18 protein-coding genes are annotated in these 18,351 nt (G+C 69.4%); 10 read left to right on the forward strand and 8 right to left on the reverse strand.

The features are described 5' to 3' along the window. Positions 1 to 26: 26 nt before the first annotated feature. Positions 27 to 1,190, reverse strand: coding sequence for a ribonuclease D (gene rnd / locus MKK52_RS21245; protein ID WP_243957356.1), 1,164 nt, complete (start codon positions 1,188 to 1,190; stop codon positions 27 to 29). Positions 1,191 to 1,422: 232 nt separating this feature from the next. On the opposite strand from rnd, the gene aspS reads away from it, so the two are divergent. From aspS to MKK52_RS21265, 4 genes are read left to right on the forward strand one after another with little or no spacing between them, the layout of a single operon-like run. Then, positions 1,423 to 3,267 (forward strand): aspartate--tRNA ligase, encoded by a 1,845-nt coding sequence (aspS, locus tag MKK52_RS21250; protein ID WP_243957359.1) that lies wholly within the window; start codon positions 1,423 to 1,425, stop codon positions 3,265 to 3,267. 29 nt (positions 3,268 to 3,296) lie between these two features. Further along, positions 3,297 to 4,166, forward strand: coding sequence for a glycosyltransferase family 2 protein (locus MKK52_RS21255; RefSeq protein ID WP_243957361.1), 870 nt, complete (start codon positions 3,297 to 3,299; stop codon positions 4,164 to 4,166). Continuing rightward, a complete protein-coding gene (locus MKK52_RS21260) occupies positions 4,163 to 5,242 on the forward strand; it encodes an acyltransferase family protein (RefSeq protein WP_243957363.1) in 1,080 nt (359 codons plus the stop codon). Before MKK52_RS21255 ends, MKK52_RS21260 begins: the two co-directional genes overlap by 4 nt. Continuing rightward, positions 5,239 to 5,532, forward strand: a complete 294-nt coding sequence (locus tag MKK52_RS21265; protein ID WP_243957365.1) for a hypothetical protein — start codon at positions 5,239 to 5,241, stop codon at positions 5,530 to 5,532. The genes MKK52_RS21260 and MKK52_RS21265 overlap by 4 nt, the downstream gene beginning before the upstream one ends. A 1-nt stretch (position 5,533) precedes the next feature. Here MKK52_RS21265 and MKK52_RS21270 read toward each other — a convergent pair whose 3' ends face one another. Next, the gene (locus MKK52_RS21270; protein ID WP_279597962.1) at positions 5,534 to 7,864 is read right to left on the reverse strand and encodes an NADP-dependent malic enzyme; all 2,331 of its coding nucleotides are present in this window, start codon (positions 7,862 to 7,864) and stop codon (positions 5,534 to 5,536) included. Positions 7,865 to 7,936: 72 nt separating this feature from the next. Between MKK52_RS21270 and MKK52_RS21275 the strand changes: the two genes are divergently transcribed. Both MKK52_RS21275 and MKK52_RS21280 read left to right on the forward strand, forming a co-directional pair. Continuing rightward, entirely contained in the window at positions 7,937 to 8,605 is a 669-nt protein-coding gene (locus MKK52_RS21275) for a CatB-related O-acetyltransferase (RefSeq protein ID WP_243957746.1), read from the forward strand. Continuing rightward, positions 8,602 to 8,850, forward strand: a complete 249-nt coding sequence (locus tag MKK52_RS21280) for a DUF3297 family protein (protein ID WP_243957367.1) — start codon at positions 8,602 to 8,604, stop codon at positions 8,848 to 8,850. Before MKK52_RS21275 ends, MKK52_RS21280 begins: the two co-directional genes overlap by 4 nt. Before the next feature lie 7 nt (positions 8,851 to 8,857). On the opposite strand, the gene ppx is transcribed toward MKK52_RS21280, so the two are convergent. The 3 genes from ppx to MKK52_RS21295 all read right to left on the reverse strand — a co-directional run bounded on the left by ppx (position 8,858) and on the right by MKK52_RS21295 (position 13,610). Continuing rightward, on the reverse strand, positions 8,858 to 10,399 hold the full coding sequence (ppx, locus tag MKK52_RS21285) for an exopolyphosphatase (protein WP_279597963.1): 1,542 nt from the start codon (positions 10,397 to 10,399) through the stop codon (positions 8,858 to 8,860). An 11-nt stretch (positions 10,400 to 10,410) separates the two neighbouring features. Next, the gene (locus MKK52_RS21290; protein WP_243957369.1) at positions 10,411 to 12,804 is read right to left on the reverse strand and encodes an RNA degradosome polyphosphate kinase; all 2,394 of its coding nucleotides are present in this window, start codon (positions 12,802 to 12,804) and stop codon (positions 10,411 to 10,413) included. 92 nt (positions 12,805 to 12,896) lie between these two features. After that, a complete protein-coding gene (locus tag MKK52_RS21295; protein ID WP_243957371.1) occupies positions 12,897 to 13,610 on the reverse strand; it encodes a DnaA ATPase domain-containing protein in 714 nt (237 codons plus the stop codon). Positions 13,611 to 13,714: 104 nt separating this feature from the next. On the opposite strand from MKK52_RS21295, the gene purM reads away from it, so the two are divergent. Together purM and purN are read left to right on the forward strand one after the other, a co-directional pair. After that, on the forward strand, positions 13,715 to 14,779 hold the full coding sequence (gene purM, locus MKK52_RS21300) for a phosphoribosylformylglycinamidine cyclo-ligase (RefSeq protein ID WP_243957373.1): 1,065 nt from the start codon (positions 13,715 to 13,717) through the stop codon (positions 14,777 to 14,779). An 8-nt stretch (positions 14,780 to 14,787) separates the two neighbouring features. After that, positions 14,788 to 15,429: a phosphoribosylglycinamide formyltransferase gene (gene purN, locus MKK52_RS21305; protein ID WP_409564711.1), complete on the forward strand. Its 642-nt coding sequence runs from the start codon at positions 14,788 to 14,790 to the stop codon at positions 15,427 to 15,429. Between the two features lie 6 nt (positions 15,430 to 15,435). Here the strand turns inward: purN and MKK52_RS21310 are convergent, their stop codons facing one another. Together MKK52_RS21310 and ndk are read right to left on the reverse strand one after the other, a co-directional pair. Next, a complete protein-coding gene (locus MKK52_RS21310; protein ID WP_243957377.1) occupies positions 15,436 to 15,798 on the reverse strand; it encodes a hypothetical protein in 363 nt (120 codons plus the stop codon). Positions 15,799 to 15,960: 162 nt separating this feature from the next. Continuing rightward, entirely contained in the window at positions 15,961 to 16,383 is a 423-nt protein-coding gene (ndk, locus tag MKK52_RS21315; protein WP_243957379.1) for a nucleoside-diphosphate kinase, read from the reverse strand. Positions 16,384 to 16,685: 302 nt separating this feature from the next. Between ndk and MKK52_RS21320 the strand changes: the two genes are divergently transcribed. After that, complete coding sequence (locus MKK52_RS21320) at positions 16,686 to 17,150, forward strand: DUF2147 domain-containing protein (RefSeq protein WP_243957751.1); 465 nt, start codon at positions 16,686 to 16,688, stop codon at positions 17,148 to 17,150. 4 nt (positions 17,151 to 17,154) lie between these two features. On the opposite strand, the gene MKK52_RS21325 is transcribed toward MKK52_RS21320, so the two are convergent. Next, positions 17,155 to 17,790, reverse strand: coding sequence for a glutathione S-transferase family protein (locus MKK52_RS21325; protein ID WP_243957381.1), 636 nt, complete (start codon positions 17,788 to 17,790; stop codon positions 17,155 to 17,157). A gap of 211 nt (positions 17,791 to 18,001) precedes the next feature. Between MKK52_RS21325 and MKK52_RS21330 the strand changes: the two genes are divergently transcribed. Beyond that, a complete protein-coding gene (locus MKK52_RS21330) occupies positions 18,002 to 18,268 on the forward strand; it encodes a hypothetical protein (protein WP_243957383.1) in 267 nt (88 codons plus the stop codon). The last annotated feature ends 83 nt before the right edge of the window (positions 18,269 to 18,351 follow it).

Below are 18,351 nucleotides of genomic sequence, written 5' to 3' on the forward strand. Positions count from 1 at the left end.
GCTGCCCGTGAGGATCCTGGGATCTGTCAGGCGACGGGCGTGTCGAGCTCGTGGACGACGATGCGGTTGCCGCGCGCCGAGAGGGCGAGCCGCCCATGCTTCAGCGCCAGTGCCTTCTCCCCGAACAGCGAACGCCGCCAGCCCTGCAGCACGGGCACTTCGGCCTCGTCGTCGTCCGCCAGGGCTTCGAGATCGTCCACCGTGGCGATGATCTTGGGCGCGACGCCCTCCGCCTCGCACACCGCCTTCAGAAGCACCTTCAGCAATTCCACCAGCGCCCCGTTGCCGCCGGAGCGGCGGATGCGCTCGGGCATGGCGATGGCGGTCGGGTCGCTCGCCAAGCCGCGCTCGACGGCGGACAGGATGTCGGCGCCGGTGCGCGAGCGCTCGAAGCCGGCAGGGATCGTGCGCAGCCGCCCCAGCGCCTCGACGCTGCGCGGCGCGGCCGAAGCCACGTCGATCACCGCCTCGTCCTTCAGCACGCGCCCGCGCGGGACGTTGCGCGACTGCGCCTCCCGCTCCCGCCACGCGGCGACTTCCATCAGCACGGCGATTTCGCGGGGCTTGCGCATCCGCCCGGCGAGGCGCCGCCAAGCCTGCTGCGGATCGGCCTGATAGGTCTCCGGGGAGGTGAGAACCCCCATCTCCTCATCGAGCCACGCACCCCGGTCGGTGCGGAGCAGTTCCGCCACCAGCGCCTCGTAGATCTTCACAAGGTGCGTCACATCCGAGAGGGCGTAGGCAAGCTGCGCCTCAGAGAGCGGCCGGCGCGACCAGTCCGTGAAGCGGGAGGACTTGTCGATCTTGGCCTTGGCCACGTCGTTGACCAGCTGCTCGTAGGAGACCGAATCGCCGTAGCCGCAGACCATCGCCGCGACCTGCGTGTCGAAGAACGGATGCGGCAAGGTCCGCCCCAGCATCCAGACGATCTCCAGATCCTGCCGGGCGGAGTGGAACACCTTCACCACCCCTTCGTCGGACATCAGATCCACGAAGGGTTGCAAGTCGATGCCCGGCGCCAGCGGATCCACCAGGACGCCGCTGCCGTCCGGCGCGGCCATCTGGATGAGACACAACTTGGGATAGTAGGTCGTCTCCCGCATGAACTCGGTATCGACGGTCACGAAAGGCTGCGCGGCCAGCCGCGTGCAGACGTCGCGCAGTTCGGCGGTGTCGGTGATCAGATCCATGACTCGGCTATACGCAAGCCTCAACCGGTTGGGGAGGCGGCATGAGGCTCCCCGCTCTATTTCGCCGGGACTTGTAGCATTTTCCGCGCGTTACCCGGCCGCGTCGGTTAACGAAGGTGGCGCATCCCGCATGGGGCGGTGGTGGGCGGGCGTACGGTCGGCCCTCCGACGTCGCGCTTGACTTGAAGGCACTCGCGTGAATGGTGCCGGCCTCCCCAGAGAAGAAACCGCCATGCACCGTTACCGTACCCACACCTGCGGGGCATTGCGCCCGTCCGAAGTCGGGCAGACCGTCCGCCTCTCCGGCTGGTGCCATCGCGTCCGCGATCACGGCGGCGTGCTGTTCGTGGACCTGCGTGACCATTACGGCGTGACGCAGTGCGTGGTGGATTCGGATTCGAAGGCTTTCCCCGCCGCCGAGGCCGTGCGCTCCGAGTGGGTGGTCCGCATCGACGGCCGGGTGCGCACCCGCCCCGCCGGCACCGAGAACGCGGAACTGCCGACCGGTGCGGTCGAGGTCTACATCGATGAGCTCGAAGTGCTCGGGCCGGCGGGCGAGCTGCCGCTGCCGGTGTTCGGCGATGTCGAGTACCCGGAGGAGACGCGCCTCAAGTACCGCTTCCTCGACCTGCGCCGGGAGAAGCTGCACGCCAACATCATGAAGCGCGGTGCGATCATCGATTCGCTTCGCCGCCGGATGCGCGAGGGCGGGTTCTTCGAGTTCCAGACGCCGATCCTGACGGCCTCCTCGCCGGAGGGCGCGCGCGACTACCTCGTCCCGTCGCGCGTCCACCCCGGCAAGTTCTACGCGCTCCCGCAGGCGCCGCAGCAGTTCAAGCAGCTGACGATGATCGCGGGCTTCGACCGCTACTTCCAGATCGCGCCCTGCTTCCGCGACGAGGATGCCCGTGCCGACCGCTCCCCCGGCGAGTTCTACCAGCTCGATATCGAGATGAGCTTCGTCACGCAGGAGGACGTGTTCCAGGCGGTGGAGCCGGTGCTGCGCGGCGTGTTCGAGGAGTTCGCCGAGGGCAAGCGCGTCACCAAGTCATTCCCGCGCATCACCTATGCCAACGCGATGCTGAAGTACGGCGTCGATAAGCCGGACCTGCGCAATCCCCTCCTCATCGCCGACGTGACCGCCGAGTTCGCCCGCGACGACGTGGAGTTCAAGGCGTTCAAGGGCGCGATCAAGTCGGGCGGCGTGGTCCGCGCCATCCCCGCGCCGGGGGCCGGCGGCCAGCCGCGCTCGTTCTTCGACAAGCTCAACGAATGGGCCCGCTCCGAAGGGGCGCCGGGCCTCGGCTACGTCGTGTTCGAGGACGAGGGCGGCACGCTCGTCGGCAAGGGCCCGATCGCCAAGTTCATCCCGGCGCCAGTCCAGGCGATCATCGCCGAGAAGGCAAAGGTGAAGGCGGGCGACGCGGTGTTCTTCTCGGCCGGCGTCGAGGCCAAGGCCGCCGGGCTCGCCGGCAAGGCGCGCATCCGCATCGGCGACGAACTGAACCTGTCCGACAAGGATCAGTACGCCTTCTGCTGGATCACCGACTTCCCGATGTACGAGTGGAACGAGGAAGACAAGAAGGTCGACTTCTCCCACAACCCGTTCTCGATGCCCAACATCGAGCGGGAGGACTTTCTCAAGTTCGACGTCAAGAAGCTCGCTGCCGATGGCGAGACCGGTGAGCTCACCAAGACGATCCTCGATATCAAGGCGTTCCAGTACGACATCGTCTGCAACGGCGTGGAGCTGTCCTCCGGCGCGATTCGGAACCACCGCCCCGACGTCATGGAGAAGGCCTTCGCCATCGCCGGTTACGGCAAGGACGTCCTGGAGGCGAAGTTCGGCGGCATGCTGAACGCGCTCCGCCTTGGCGCCCCGCCGCACGGTGGCATCGCGCCGGGTGTGGACCGCATCGTCATGCTCCTCTGCAACGAGCCGAACATCCGCGAGGTCGTGCTGTTCCCGATGAACCAGCGCGCCGAGGATCTGATGATGGGGGCCCCCTCCGAGGCGACGGCGAAGCAGCTCCGCGAACTGCACATCCGCCTGAACCTGCCGGAGAAGAAGGCCTGACGTCTCCCACCGCGCTGTGAGTGGCCGCGATGGCGGATCTCGTCGCCATCGTCGTCGCCCATGACAGTGCCGACGCTCTCCCCACCTGCCTCGCGGCGCTGGCGCGGGAGGGGGTTCCGGCCCTCGTCGTGGACAATGCCAGCCGCGACGCCTCGGTGGCAGTCGCCGAGGCCGCCGGCGCCCGCGTGGTGCGCAACGCGCGCAACGAAGGCTATGGGCGCGCGAACAACATCGGCGTGAGGGCCGCCGAGGGCGCCTCCCGCGTGCTGATCATCAACCCGGACGTGGAGTTGGCGCCGGGCGCAGCCGAAGCGCTGCTCGCCGCCGCGCGGGACTGGCCCGAAGCCGGGCTCCTCGCCCCCCGCATCGTGGAGCCGGATGGCCGGTTCTTCTACCAGCCGCGCTCGCTCCTCGCGCCCTACCTCCCCAACCCGTCCGGCCGCCGCGACCTGCCCGACGGCGATGCCTGCGCGCCGTTCCTGTCAGGTGCCTGCTTCATGGTGAGGCGCGATCTGTTCCTGGCGCTCGGCGGCTTCGACGAGGCGATCTTCCTGTTCTACGAGGACGACGACCTGTGCCGCCGGGTGGCCGATTCCGGCCGGGCGCTCGTCCATGTCCATGGGGCGGTCGCGCTCCATGGGCGGGGGCGCTCCTCGGCGCCGGAACCCGGCCGCGTGTTCCGGTCGCGCTGGCATCAGGCGTGGTCGCGGGCCTATGTGAGCCGCAAATACGGTCTGCCGGATCCGAGCCTCACCACGATGATCGTCAATCTGCCCAAGGCCGCCCTCTCGGCCCTGGTGTTCCGCCGGGCCGGATTCGAGCGCTACGGCGGCTCGGTTGCCGGCGCCTATGCGGCGTGGCGGGGCCGTGGCGCCCTGGCACGGGAGGGCCTGTCGTGAGCGCCGCGCCGACCATCGCGGAGGCGCTGGCCCGCAAGCCCAACGGCTTCACCGGCCTGCGCCTGATCCTGGCGCTCGCCGTCGTCGTGTCGCACGCCTTCAGCGTCGCCACCGGCATCGGCACCGACGAGCCCCTGGCCAAGGCCACCGGCTACACCCTCGGCGAGCATGCGGTGAACGGCTTCTTCGCCGTCTCCGGATTCCTCGTGACCATGAGTTGCGACCGGCGCGGCCTGCGCGATTACGCCCTGGCGCGGACCCTACGCATCCTGCCGGGACTGATCGCGGCGACGCTGGTCGTCTCCCTCGCCCTCGGCACGGCGATGACGCGCCTGCCGGCCGGCGAGTACTGGCGCGATCCAGGGCTGTGGTCCTTCGTGCGCAACACCCTCGTCAACTTCAAGAGCAACGCCGCCCTGCCGGGCGTGTTCGAGGGCAACCCTTACCGCTCGCCCCTCGGCACGGTGTGGACCCTGAAGTACGAGGTGCTCTGCTATTGTGGCGTGTTCGTCGCCGGCTTGAGCGGCTTACTGCGGCGGCGCTGGGTCGCGACGCTGCTCTGCTTCGGCTTCGCCCTCGGCTTGTCTGTGGAGGTCGCCCTGCACGGCGACGCTTTGGCGAAGGGTGTCGAGACGGCATTCCGCCTGCCGATGATCTTCGCGGCCGGGGCCTGCCTCTATCTCTGGCGGGACACGCTGCGCCTCGCCGCCCCGGCGATGCTGTGCCTAGGCGTCGCCCTGTTCGTGCTGGCGCGGACGCCAACCTATCCGGCCCTGCTGTTCCTCGGCAGCGCCTACGCCGCGATCTGGCTGGCGCTGGGGCCGCTCGCCTTCCGGCTTTTCGACCCGCCGGCCGACTTCTCCTACGGGATCTATCTCTACGGCTGGCCGGTGCAGCAGACCCTGCACGCCCTCTGGCCGGCTCAGACTGGGCTCGCGCTGTTGCTGCCCTCGCTCCTCATCACGGTGCCGGTGGCGGCCCTGTCTTGGTACGCCGTCGAGCGCCCTGCCCTCGCCCTTAAGGCCCGCGCGCTGGGCCGCCGAAGCCTCGGCACCATCGAGCCGGCGGGGCCGTGAGCGCGGTCCTGCCGCCGCTCGCCGCCCTCGACCTCGCCGCCCAGCTCCTGTCGGCCGAGGGGTTCGTGGTCGCCGCGCGGAACGAGCGCGGCGACAGCTTTTATCTACAGCGGCCCGGATGCCCCTGGCATATTCGGCTGTCGAACCATTCCCGCACGGCCAAGCAACGCAAGCGGCGCACCGACATCCTTACGAGTCTCGTCATCGACGGCCCGCGCTCGGCCGATCATGTCGCCGCCCTGGTGCGGGGGGCGCAGCGCGACTTCGAAGCCGCGCTGGCCCGCCGATAGCTCAGTCCGAGCTCATCGCGGCGCCGCCCTCGCCGCCTTCCCGCGGCGTCTCATCGACCGACTGAGCCTCCACCACCGCCGCCGCCGTGACGTTGACGATGCCGCGCGCCGTCACCGACGGCGTGAGGATGTGGGCGGGCTTGGCCGGGCCGATCAGCAGCGGACCGACCGGCAGGGCATCGGCCAGCACCTTGGCGAACTGGAACGCGATGTTGGCCGCGTCGAGGTTCGGGAACACCAGCACGTTGGCCGCGCCCTTGAGCCGCGAGCCCGGCAGGACCCGGTCTCGCACCGTTTCGGACAGGGCCGAATCCGCCTGCATCTCGCCATCGACCTGCAAACTCGGGTCGCGCTCCTCGATCAGAGCCAGCGCCTCGCGCATCTTCATCGCCGAGGCCGAATCGGACTGGCCGAAATCGGAATGGCTGAGCAGCGCGATCTTCGGCGTGATGCCGAAGCGGGCCACATGGCCGGCGCTCGCCATGGCGATCTCCGCGATCTCCTCCGCGGTCGGGTTCTGGCGGACATGGGTGTCCGTCAGGAAGTACGGACCCTCGTTGGTGATGATCAGGCTCATCGCCGCGAGCTGCTTGATGCCCGGCTGCAGGCCGATCACGTCGCGGATGATCCGCAGGCGCGTCTCGAACCGGCCTTCGAGGCCGCAGATCAGGGCGTCGGCCTCGCCCCGGCGCACGGCGACGGCGCCGATGATCGTGCTGTTGGTGCGCACCAGCGTGCGGGCGGCGTCGGGGGTGATGCCCTTGCGGCCGGCGATGTCCAGATAGGTCTGGACGAAGGAGCGGTAGCGGGGATCGTCCTCGGGATCGATCAGCTCGAAGTCGCGCCCGAGCTTGATCGACAGGCCGAAGCGCTTCAGCCGCGTCTCCACCACCCGCGGGCGGCCGACGAGGATCGGCAGGGCGACCCTGTCCTCCACGATGGCCTGCACGGCGCGCAGCACGCGCTCGTCCTCGCCCTCGGCGTAGATCACCCGCTTCGGGTTCTCCTTCGCCTTGGAGAAGATCGGCTTCATGATGAGGCCGGAGCGGTGGACGAACCGGTCCAGGCTGTCTGTGTAGGCCTGGATGTCCTCCAGCGGGCGCCCGGCGACGCCCGAATCCATCGCCGCCTGGGCGACGGCGGGGGCGATGCGCAGGATCAGGCGCGGATCGAACGGGCTCGGGATCAGTGATTTCGGGCCGAAGGGCCGCACCTCGCCGCCATAGGCGCGGGCCACCACGTCGGAGGTCGTCTCGTGGGCGAGGCCCGCGATGGCCTTCACGGCGGCCTTCTTCATCTCCTCATTGATCTTGTGCGCGCCGACATCGAGGGCGCCCCGGAAGATGTAGGGGAAGCAGAGGACGTTGTTGACCTGGTTCGGGAAGTCCGACCGGCCGGTGCAGATCATCGCGTCCGGCCGCTCCTTCTCGGCGAGGTCGGGCATGATCTCCGGGTAGGGGTTGGCGAGCGCCATAATGAGCGGCTTCTCGGCCATCTCGCGCAGGTATTCCGGCTTGAGCACGCCGCCCGCCGAGAGGCCGATGAACACGTCGGCGCCGGGGATCACCTCCGCGAGGGTCCGCTTCTCGGTCTCCTGCGCGTAGATGTCCTTCCATCGGTCCATCAGTTCCGGGCGGCCCTTGTAGACCACGCCCTTGATGTCCGTGACCGTGATGTTCTCGACCCGGGCGCCCAGCGAAACGAGCAGGTTTAGGCAAGCGAGCGCCGCCGCGCCCGCGCCCGAGGTCACGATGCGGACGTCCTCAAGGCTCTTGCCGGCGAGTTCGAGCCCGTTCAGCACCGCTGCCGCGACGATGATCGCCGTGCCGTGCTGGTCGTCGTGGAAGACCGGGATGTTCATCCGCGCCCGGCATTGCTCCTCGACCTCGAAGCATTCCGGCGCCTTGATGTCTTCGAGGTTGATGCCGCCGAAGGTCGGCTCCAGGGCGCAGACGACGTCCACAAGCTTGGAGACGTCCTTCTGGTTCACCTCGATGTCGAACACATCGATGCCGGCGAACTTCTTGAAGAGGACGGCCTTGCCCTCCATCACCGGCTTCGACGCCAGCGGGCCGATATCGCCGAGGCCCAGCACGGCCGTGCCGTTCGAGAGCACCGCGACGAGGTTCTGGCGGATGGTGAGGGTCGCGGCCTCCTGCGGGTCGTCGTGGATCGCCATGCAGGCGGCGGCGACGCCGGGGGAATAGGCCAGCGCGAGGTCACGCTGGTTGCCCAGCGGCTTCGTCGCCTGGATCTCGAGCTTTCCGGGCTGCGGCAGCCGATGGTAGACGAGCGCCCCTGTCTTGAGGTCCTCGGACATGTTGTCGGCCATCAATAGCCCTCCTGCTCGCCCTACGCCGTGCCGGCCCCGCCGGCCGGGCGGGAACGTGCGCTGATGGGTCTGTTGCAACGCCTGCGCAGGGGGCGCAACCCGCTGAACGAAACCCGGCTGCACCTCGCCCGAATGGCGGGGCGCCACGGATTCTCCATCGGTGCCTATTCCTACGGCAAGCCCAAGGTCCGCTTCCCTGAAAGCGGCCGGAAGCTGACGATTGGCCGCTATTGTTCCATCGCCGACCGGGTGGAGATCCTCCTGGGGGGCGATCACCGCCTCGATTGGGCGTCCACCTATCCTTTTGCCGCGATGCGGGGGCACTTCGCGGACGCACAGGCGCCGGAGGATTATCACGCCTCGCGCGGGGACGTCGTGATCGGCCACGACGTCTGGCTCGGCTCCGGCTGCATGATCCTGTCGGGCGTCACGGTGGGGCACGGGGCGGTGGTCGCGGCCCGCGCCGTCGTGACCCGCGACGTGCCCCCCTACGCGGTGGTGGCCGGCAACCCGGCGCGCATCGTCCGCCACCGCTTCCCGGCGGAGGTGGCCGAGGCGCTGGTGGCATCGGCCTGGTGGGACAGGCCGAAGGACGAGGTGAGTCGCCTCGTGCCGCTCCTGCAGAGCACGGACATCGCCGCCCTGCTCGCCGCGTTGCGCGGGCCGGTGGAATCCCGTAACGGCGGGGCCGCGCCCGCACCCCGCGCGGCGCATGAGATGGAAGCCGGACCAAGGCGATGAGCGAGACGCCCCCCGACCGCCTGGCGGCGAACCCGAACAGCCCCTTCTACGACGAGGCGCTTCTCGAGCGCGGTATCGGCGTGCGCTTCAACGGCGCCGAGAAGACCAACGTGGAAGAGTATTGCGTCAGCGAGGGCTGGGTGCGCCTCTCGGCCGGCAAGACGCTGGACCGCGCGGGCAACCCGATGACCGTGAAACTGAAGGGCAAGGTCGAGCCCTACTTCCGCGAGGCGGCGGAAGGCTGAGCCGCGCTCAGCCCACCACGACCCGCCCGTCGCACCCGATGAGGCGGGCGAGGCCCCGAACGCGGTTGAGCAGGCGGTCTCCACCGAGATCCTTCCATTCGGCCGGGAGGCGCAGGGTCACGCGGCCCTCCTCGACCCCCAGCGGCGCCTGAGGCAGGGCGCCGTCCATCCCCGCCGAGACCGGGAAGGCGACCCGCAGCAGCGCGCCGAGCAGGCGCGCCCGGTCGAACAGGCGCGGGCCCGCCAGCGCCCGCAGGACCTGATTGGCCTTCTCCGGCCCGACGCCGGTATGGCGCAGGGACACCGCGAGACTCAGATAGGCCCGGCCGGGATGGTCCACGCCCACGAAGGCGGCGTTCTGGATCACCGCGATGGATTGCTCGCCCCGGTAATCCGGGTGCGCCCGCCAGCCGACATCGGCCAGGAGGCACGCGGCGTGGCGCAGGCGGCGCTCGTCGGCCGTCTCCGGCCCGTCGAGATCGGCCACGAAGCGATCCGTCCAGGCGATCAGTTCCTCGCCATGGCCCGGCGCCCGCGCCCGCAGGGCGTTGAACTCCGACGCCGAGGCGAGGAGCGGATCGACCAACCGCGTGTCGCGGTCGAGCTGCTCGAACAGCAGCCCCTCACGCACGCCGGAGGCCGAGATCGCCACGGCGCGCGGTCGCCCGACGCGGATGATCTCTTCGAGGACCAGCGCGCCATAGGCCAGGAGCGGACGCCGCGCCTCGGACACCGACTCGACGTCCTGCAATTGCGAGGCGTCGGTCTGCTCCACGATCTGCAGGAAGCTCAGCTCGTCCGTGGGATCGACGGTGTAGCCGTGCATCACGTGGACGGGATAGCCGCGCGAGGCCTGATGCAGCCGGGCGATGGCCCGCCACGTGCCGCCGACCGCGTAGAAGGTCCGTCCCCTCAGGATCTCAAGTTGCGGCGCCGCCTTGCGCATGTGCTCGCGCACCAGCTTGCCGGCCTTCTTGATCGAGCCGCCGGAAAGGTCCTGCAAGGTAAGGCCGCCGAGGGGCATCGTCACGCCCTGGCCGACCACCGTGCCGCGCACGTCCACCAATTCGAGGGAGCCGCCGCCCATGTCGCCGACGACGCCGTCTGGCGCGTGGAAGCCCGAGACGACGCCCAGCGCCGAGAGTTCGGCCTCGCGCCGCCCCGAGAGCAGGCGGATCTCCTCGCCGCACGCCTCCTCGGCGGCGCGCAGGAAATCCGGCCCGTTCTGCGCGTCGCGGGCGGCAGCGGTCGCCAGCACGAACACCTGCGACACCCGCATCGTCTTGCACAGGACGCGGAAGCGGCTGAGCGCGGCCAGCGCCCGCGCCACCGCCTCGTCGTTCAGCCGGCCCGTGGTGAACACGTTCCGGCCGAGGCCGCACAACACCTTCTCGTTGTACATCGGGGTCGGCGCCCGGCCAAGCCCGTCATAGGCGACGAGCCGCACCGAGTTGGAGCCGATATCGATGATGGCGACCGGGCGGTTCCGGTCACGGACGGCCCCCTGAGCAAACTCGGCAGGGGCGAGGATGGCGCTGGGACTTGCCAAGCGGTGCGGTCCTAGTCGTTCTGCGTGACGCGGGCCCGGCGGCTGAGCGCCCGCGGGCTCGACTTCTTCGAGGATTTCCCGCGCCCCGACAGACTCGGGTTGGTCATGAAGTATTTGTGAGCGTTGAAGGGTTCCTCACCGTCCGACGGTTGGATCCGCTCGCAGCCACCCGAGGCCAGTACACGCCAGCTTTGCCTGTTGTCGAGGAGGTTAGCCAGCATGATCTGGTCCAGCACCTGCTGGTGCACCGTCGGGTTGGTGATCGGCAGCAGGGCCTCCACGCGGCGGTCGAGGTTGCGGCTCATCAGGTCCGCCGACGAGATGTAGACGATGGCCTTCGGGTGCGGCAGCCCCACGCCGTTGCCGAAGGCGTAGATGCGCCCGTGCTCCAGGAAGCGCCCGACGATCGACTTCACCCGGATCGTCTCCGACAGGCCGGGGATGCCCGGCCGCAGGCAGCAGATGCCGCGCACCACACAATCGATCTGCACCCCGGCCGCCGAAGCGTCGTACAGCGCGTCGATGATCTGCTGGTCCACGAGGGAGTTGCACTTGATCCAGATCGCCGCCGGCCGCCCGGCCTTGGCGTGGGCCACCTCCGCCTCGATGTGTTCGAGCAGGCGGTTCTTGAGGGTGAGCGGCGAGACGCCCATCCGCTCCAGCTCGGCCGGTTCGGCATAGCCGGTGATGAAATTGAAGATCCGGCTCACGTCCCGCGCGATGGCCGGGTCGGCGGTGAAGAACGAGAGGTCGGTGTAAACGCGGGCCGTAATCGGGTGATAATTGCCCGTGCCGACATGGCAGTAGGTGACGAGGCGGTCGCCCTCCCGGCGGACGACCATCGACAGCTTGGCGTGGGTCTTCAACTCGACGAAGCCGAACACGACCTGCGCGCCCGCCTTCTCGAGGTTGCGCGCCCAGCGGATGTTCGCCTCCTCATCGAAGCGGGCCTTCAATTCGACCAGAGCCGTGACCGACTTGCCGAGTTCGGCCGCCTCGGCCAGCGCCGCGACGATGGGGGAGTTCGAGGAGGTACGGTAGAGCGTCTGCTTGATGGCGACGACGTTCGGGTCCCGCGCCGCCTGGGCGAGGAACTGCACCACCGAATCGAACGACTCGTAGGGGTGGTGGACGATGAAGTCCTTCTGCCGGATCGCGGCGAAGACATCGCCGCCGCTCTCGCGGATCCGCTCCGGGAAGCGCGGCGTGTAGGGCTTGAACTTCAGGTCCGGCCGGTCGATCCCGACGATCTGCGAGAGTTCGTTGAGGGCGAGCATCCCGTCCACGAGGAAGACGGCGTCCGACGAGATCTCCAACTCGTCCACGACGAAGTTGCGCAACTCCTCCGACATGCCCGCCTCGACCTCGATGCGGATCACCACGCCGCGGCGGCGCTGCTTGAGGGCCGATTCGAAGTGCAGGACGAGGTCTTCCGCCTCTTCCTCGATTTCGAGGTCGGAATCGCGCACCACCCGGAACGCCCCCTGCCCCTTCACGAGGTAGCCGGGGAAGAGCCGGCCGGTGAACATCACGATCACCTGCTCGATGGCGATGAAGCGGGCCTGGGAATCGCCCTCCGAGGCCGGCAGGCGCACGAAGCGGTCGAGCAGGCCCGGCATGCGGATCAGCGCCCGCAGCACCCGCCCGTCGCGGGGGCGCACCAGCATCAGCGCCAGCGTCGTGCCGAGGTTCGGGATGAACGGGAACGGGTGCGCCGGATCGATGGCGAGCGGCGTCAGCACCGGGAAGACGTAGGTAAGGAAGTACTCCTCCAGCCACGCCGACTGATCGCCCGTCAGGTCGGCGGGTTCCACGAGGTCGATCTCGGCATCGTGCAGCATCGCGCGCAATTCGCGCCAGCGCGTCTGCTGGTCGGCGGCGAGGCTCGAAACCTCGGCGCCGATCCGCGACAATTGCTCGGACGGGCTCAACCCGTCCTGCGACGGCATGGTGATGCCCGCCCGGACCTGATCGTGCAGGCCGGCGACGCGCACCATGAAGAACTCGTCCAGATTGTTGGCCGAGATCGACAGGAAGCGAAGCTGTTCCAGCAGCGGATGGTTGGTGTTCGACGCCTCTTCCAGCACCCGCCGGTTGAACTGCAGCCAGGAGAGCTCGCGGTTGACGAACCGCTCCGGCGCGTGGCGCAGGCTGCGCCCGGCCTCGACCACGGGATCTCGCGCGGGGCCGGTAACGGGGGCGACGGGCTCAGGCGTTGCCGGGGAGGTCGGCCATTCCTCGTTGGCGTCGGACTCCGGCGTCGAGCCCTTCGCGGGTGGGGTGCCCATGGTGCGGCGGGGCGCAGCCGGGCGCCGTGCGGCCGGAGGCCGGGCCGCCGGAGCGGCCGATCCTTCCGCCTGATCCCCTTTATCCTTGCGGTCGAGGGGCTTGGGCGTCGATTCCATCGGCTGGTCCCGCTTTCCCGTGTTGTGATCGTTCGGCGCCCCTTACCACCCGACCATCGCCGCCGTCACGACAGTTCGATGACAGTGCCGATTCAGGGCTCGGCATCCCCCGAACTCTCATCGAGCCCCATCCGGCGCAGCACCGCCACGGCCAGCGGCCGGCTGATCCGCCGTCCGCGACCGAGGGCGTCGCGGTCGAGTTCGGCCACCACGTCCCGCGCCCGGCCGAGGGAGCGGTCGATGCGCAGGGCTACCGCTTCGATCACTCCAAGGTCCACGATCAGTTGGCGGTCCACGAAGAGCTTCACAAGGACGGCCCGCAGCAACGCATCGTCGGGCGCCTCGATGGCTGCGCCGGGCGCGAGCCGCAGGCGCGAGCGCAGGTCGGCGGTGGCGAGGCCGAGCGCGTCGATGGGCTTCGCGCTGGTGAGCAGCACCGGGCTCCCCCGCTCGCGGGCGAGGTTCAGCAGGTGGAACAGAGAGGCCTCGTCGCGGCCCTCCGGCCGGTCGATGTCCTCGACCACGAGGGCGCCGTTCGAGGCGAGGTGCTGGACGCGATCATGCGTCACCGCCATGGCGGTCACGGTCCAGGCGTGGGCGCGTTCGGCCCAGATCGCCGCGAGGTGGCTCTTGCCGCTCCCCGCCGGGCCGGTGAGCACCAGCACCCGGTCGGGCCAGTTGGGCCACGCCTCGATCAGCCCGTAGGCGGCTTCGTTGGCATCGCCCACCAAGAAATCCTCGCGGCCGTAGCGGGGATCGAAGGGCAGGTCGAAGGTGAGTTGCCGGGGCGGAGCGTCGTTTGCCATGTGGCCCAAGGGTCGGCAGTCGGCCCCCTCAGGTCAAGACCGACTCGCGCGATGGCGCCTGACCCGCTAAGGCGGTGCCGCAATCAGTTCGGGATGGCGCTGGCATGACGGCGGACGGGAAAGGCCTCACCTACGCGCAGGCGGGCGTCGATATCGACGCCGGCAATGCCATGGTGGAGACGATCAAGCCTCTGGTTCGCTCGACCCGGCGGCCGGGCGCGGATGCGGAGATCGGCGGCTTCGGCGGCCTGTTCGACCTGAAGGCGGCGGGTTTTCGCGATCCGATCCTCGTCGCGGCCAACGACGGCGTCGGCACCAAGGTCAAGATCGCCATCGAGACCGCTAAGCACGACACGATCGGCATCGACCTCGTGGCGATGTGCGTGAACGACCTGATCGTGCAGGGCGCCGAGCCGCTGTTCTTCCTCGACTATTACGCCACCGGAAAGCTCGTGCCGGGCGTCGGCGCCGACATCGTGCGCGGCATCGCCGAGGGGTGCCGGCAGGCGGGCTGCGCGTTGATCGGCGGTGAGACCGCCGAGATGCCGGGCCTCTACGACGGGTCCGATTACGACCTTGCCGGCTTCTCCGTGGGCGCCGCCGAGCGCGGCACCCTGCTGCCGAAGCCCGGCATCGCCGCCGGCGACGTGGTGCTCGGCCTGCCCTCCTCGGGCGTGCATTCGAACGGCTATTCGCTCGTTCGCCGGATCGTGGCCCGCACCGGCCTCGGCTGGGACGCGCCCGCGCCGTTCGATTCCGCGCGCAGCCTCGGGGAGGCGCTGCTGGAGCCGACGAAGATCTACGTGAAGCCCCTGCTGGCGGCGCTGCGCGCGACGGACGGCATCAAGGCCCTCGCCCACATCACGGGCGGCGGCTTCCCCGACAACCTGCCCCGCGTGCTGCCGGACGCCATCGGCATCGAGGTCGATCTCGACGCGCTCACCCCGCCGCCGGTCTTCGGCTGGCTCGCCCGCGAGGGCGGCGTCGCGCAGGCCGAGATGCTGCGCACCTTCAATTGCGGGATCGGCATGGTGGTAGTCGCCGCCGCCGGCTCGGAGGATGCGGTGACGAAGGCCCTCACCGAGGCCGGTGAGGCGCCGGTCCGCCTCGGGCGGATCACGCCGCGCGGCGCCGAGCCCGTGACCTTCACGGGCACGCTCGCCCTGTGACGGCAGCGGTGAACAGGGTCCGTGTCGCGGTTCTCATCTCCGGGCGCGGCTCGAACATGGTTGCGCTCGCCGAGGCGGCGCGCGATCCGGCCTTCCCGGCCGAGATCGTCCTCGTCCTGTCGAACGATCCGCAAGCCGAGGGCTTGGCCCGCGCCGCCGCCCTCGGCATCCCGACGAAGGCCATCGATCACCGGGCCTATCCCGACCGGGCGAGCTTCGACGCGACCATCGACGCGGCGCTGCGGGAAGCGGGCACCGAGCTTGTCTGCCTCGCCGGCTTCATGCGGATCCTGACCGACGGGTTCGTGGAAGGCTGGGCGGGCCGGATGATCAACATCCACCCGTCCCTGCTGCCGCTATTCAAGGGCACGCACACCCATGCGCAGGCCCTGGCCGCCGGAGTGCGGCTGCACGGCTGCACGGTGCATTTCGTGGTGCCGGAACTCGATGCCGGCCCCATCGTCGCCCAGGCGGCGGTGCCGGTGCGGCAGGGCGACGACCCGGACAGCCTCGCCGCGCGGGTCATCGTGCAGGAGCGTCGGCTCTACCCGGCGGCGCTCGCCCTCGTCGCGGGCGGACGGGCGCGCCTCGACGGCGGGCGCGTCGTGATCGACGACGCGCCGCCGGATGGCGTGCTGTTCAGCCTCTAGCGTGGATCAGACCGGGCGCTGCAGCTTGCAGGCGTCGAGGGCCGAGAGGGCCTTGGCGCGGGCGCTGTCGTTGAAGTAGCCGGTGACGCGGTAGGCGTCGAGCTCGGACTCATCGAGGCTGCGCAGGGTCTGCTTGGCGTAGCAACCGCAGGGGCGGTCGAGCGACGCCTCGGGGGCGCTGGTCATGCGGGCTTGCACGACGGCGCAGGCGTGGCGCACGCGGCCTTCGAGGTTGGCCTTGGTCGCGGTCTTGAGCGCCGGGTCAGGCTGGTACTGCTCGAACGGGGCCGACGAGCCGCTGGCAAGGGCGGCGGTGGCGCCGAGGGCGAGGAGGCCGGTCGCGGCCAGCAGGCGGAGGCGGGTCGTCATCGTATCGTGGTCCCAGGGCTCGGGGTGTTCTACCGAGTTCCCTGGTCGCCCCCGGACTCCGCGCCGTCAATGACGGGGCGGACACACCTTCCGGTCATCATGCCCACGAGGCGTTCCCGGAAGGAGCCGGCCGGGCTGTGTGCCCCGCCGGCCACCGTCACCTTACTTGGTGAGGTCCGAATCCTGGAAGAACTGCGCGATCTCGAGCTTGGCGTTCTCGGCGCTGTCCGAACCGTGGACGGTGTTCTCGCCAACCGACTCGGCGAACTGCTTGCGGATGGTGCCCTCGGCGGCCTGGGCCGGGTTCGTGGCACCCATCACCTCACGGTACTTGGCGACGGCGTTCTCGCCTTCGAGAACCTGCACGACCACCGGGCCGGAGGTCATGAACTCCACGAGTTCGCCGAAGAACGGACGCTCCTTGTGGACCTCGTAGAACTTTTCGGCCTGGGCCTTGGTCATCTGGATGCGGCGCTGGCCGACGATGCGGAGGCCCGCGCCCTCGATCACGGCGTTTACGGCGCCGGTGATGTTGCGGCGGGTCGCATCGGGCTTGAGGATCGAGAAGGTGCGCTCGGTGGCCATGGTCCGTGGTCTTTCTGTCGGGAATTCGGGCGGGAGATCGGGCGCACGAACCGGGTCCGCATCGCACCGCGGCCAAGGAGCCTTCTGCGAAATCCCCTCTCGCGTGAAATCCCTTGGGCGGCGGGCTTATAGCCCCGCGCAACCCCTGCCTCAACCCGCCGGGGCGGAATCGGTAAGCCGGGGAAACGTGGCCTTGCCGCAACACGGCCAAGAATTCGCCCGATTGCGAGGGCTCCATTGCCGCATCGGGCCTGGCGCAACGCCGGGCCTATCAGAATCCGGAGCTGCCCATGAAGCCGATCCTGCGCATCGCCCTCAGCCCCGCTTTCCTTCTGGCCGGCCTCGGCGCCGTCCAGGCCGAGACGCCCCGCGATCCCTCCGGCACGTGGCTGACCGGCGACGGCCGCGCCAAGATCCAGATCGACCGCTGCGGCGCGAACGCGTCCCATGTCTGCGGCAAGGTCGTGTGGCTGAAGGTGCCGACGACGGATACCGGCGCCCCGCGCACCGACATCAAGAACCCTGACCCGAAGAAGCGCGCCCGCCCCGTGATCGGCCTTCAGCTGATCGAGGGCCTGCGGCCGGAGGACGGCAAGTTCTCGGGCCAGATCTACAACGTCGAGGAGGGCAAGACCTACGACGTGAGCGTGGAGCGCGAGAGCGAGTCCGAACTCAGCGTCTCGGGCTGCCTCCTGAAGGTGCTCTGCGGCTCGCAGACCTGGACGCGCGTGCCGGTCGTCAACCAGCAGGCGTCGAACAAGAACTGACCGCCTAGATCGCGGCGAGGCCCCGCTGCACGGCGGGCCTCGCCAGCACCCGCTCGAGCCAGCGGGCGACGTTCGGCAGGGTGCCGATCTCGACACCTTGCTTGAAGTTGAGCTTGGCCCACGTCACCGTCGCGATGTCGGCGATGGAGAACTGGTCGGCGATGTACTCTCGGCCTTCGAGCCGCCGTTCCAGCACGCCGTAGAGCCGCTTGGCCTCGGCGGTGAAGCGCTCGATGGCGTAGGGCACCTTTTCCGGCGCGTAGATGGTGAAATGGTGCGTCTGGCCGAGCATCGGCCCGAACCCCGCCACCTGCCAGAACAGCCACTCGTCCACCGCGACCCGCGCGCGCTCGTCGGCCGGGTAGAGCTTCCCGGTCTTGCGCCCGAGATACTGCAGGATCGCCCCCGATTCGAAGACGGTGATCGGCTGGCCGCCGGGGCCTTCGGGATCGACGATGGCCGGGATCTTGTTGTTGGGTGAGATCGCCAGGAAGTCGGGCGCGAACTGCTCGTTCTTCGCGATGTTCACGGGCACGATCCGATAGGGGAGTTCGCACTCCTCCAGCATGATCGGAACCTTCCAGCCGTTCGGCGTGCTCCACGTGTGCACGTCGATCGGCCGGGCGTTGACCGCTGCCATCAATCGCTTCCCTTCAGGCAATCCCGGACGGACCCTGTGCGGTTGCGAATGAAGACGATTTTGCCCCGCCGCTCAAGCCACACGCCCAGATTGTCTCACGCCTTCGTGAGAGGACGATCCTGTGCGCAACGCCGGTTCGCGCTCGACCGGCGGCCGGTCTCCATGCCCCGTTTCCGTCGCCGCCCGTGTCGGCGGTGACCAGGACGCTACGATGAACGACCGTCTGTTCAGGGCTGCGTGTCTCGCCCTGTCCCTCGCCGCCGCCCCGGCGGCTTTCGCCAAGGAGCCCGCCCCCGCCGAGACCGCGCCGTCCGCCAAGACGCCGAGCGCCGGGCAAGCCGCCGCCCGCGAGCGGCAGAAGACCTGCGGCACCGAATGGCGCGCCCTCACCGACGCCCAGAAGGCGACCGAGGGGCCGAAGTGGCCGCAATTCTGGAGCAAGTGCAACAAGCGGCTGAAGGGTCACGACAAGGCCTGACCGGCTGCGGCGGCGCGGCGTTGAAACTCCGGTGACTGCGCGCGCGTTGACGCCTGCTTAACGGCTCAGCCTGGAGTGTGGGA

Source organism: Methylobacterium sp. J-067 (assembly GCF_022829465.1).
Lineage (GTDB): Bacteria > Pseudomonadota > Alphaproteobacteria > Rhizobiales > Beijerinckiaceae > Methylobacterium > Methylobacterium litchii.

Bases quoted from the DNA above. Each gene is read 5' to 3' on its own strand.
- rnd (WP_243957356.1), bottom strand. From the start codon at position 1,190: ATGGATCTGATCACCGACACCGCCGAACTGCGCGACGTCTGCACGCGG.
- aspS (WP_243957359.1), top strand. From the start codon at position 1,423: ATGCACCGTTACCGTACCCACACCTGCGGGGCATTGCGCCCGTCCGAA.
- MKK52_RS21255 (WP_243957361.1), top strand. From the start codon at position 3,297: ATGGCGGATCTCGTCGCCATCGTCGTCGCCCATGACAGTGCCGACGCT.
- MKK52_RS21270 (WP_279597962.1), bottom strand. From the start codon at position 7,864: ATGGCCGACAACATGTCCGAGGACCTCAAGACAGGGGCGCTCGTCTAC.
- MKK52_RS21280 (WP_243957367.1), top strand. From the start codon at position 8,602: ATGAGCGAGACGCCCCCCGACCGCCTGGCGGCGAACCCGAACAGCCCC.
- MKK52_RS21290 (WP_243957369.1), bottom strand. From the start codon at position 12,804: ATGGAATCGACGCCCAAGCCCCTCGACCGCAAGGATAAAGGGGATCAG.
- MKK52_RS21295 (WP_243957371.1), bottom strand. From the start codon at position 13,610: ATGGCAAACGACGCTCCGCCCCGGCAACTCACCTTCGACCTGCCCTTC.
- purM (WP_243957373.1), top strand. From the start codon at position 13,715: ATGACGGCGGACGGGAAAGGCCTCACCTACGCGCAGGCGGGCGTCGAT.
- MKK52_RS21310 (WP_243957377.1), bottom strand. From the start codon at position 15,798: ATGACGACCCGCCTCCGCCTGCTGGCCGCGACCGGCCTCCTCGCCCTC.
- ndk (WP_243957379.1), bottom strand. From the start codon at position 16,383: ATGGCCACCGAGCGCACCTTCTCGATCCTCAAGCCCGATGCGACCCGC.
- MKK52_RS21325 (WP_243957381.1), bottom strand. From the start codon at position 17,790: ATGGCAGCGGTCAACGCCCGGCCGATCGACGTGCACACGTGGAGCACG.
- MKK52_RS21330 (WP_243957383.1), top strand. From the start codon at position 18,002: ATGAACGACCGTCTGTTCAGGGCTGCGTGTCTCGCCCTGTCCCTCGCC.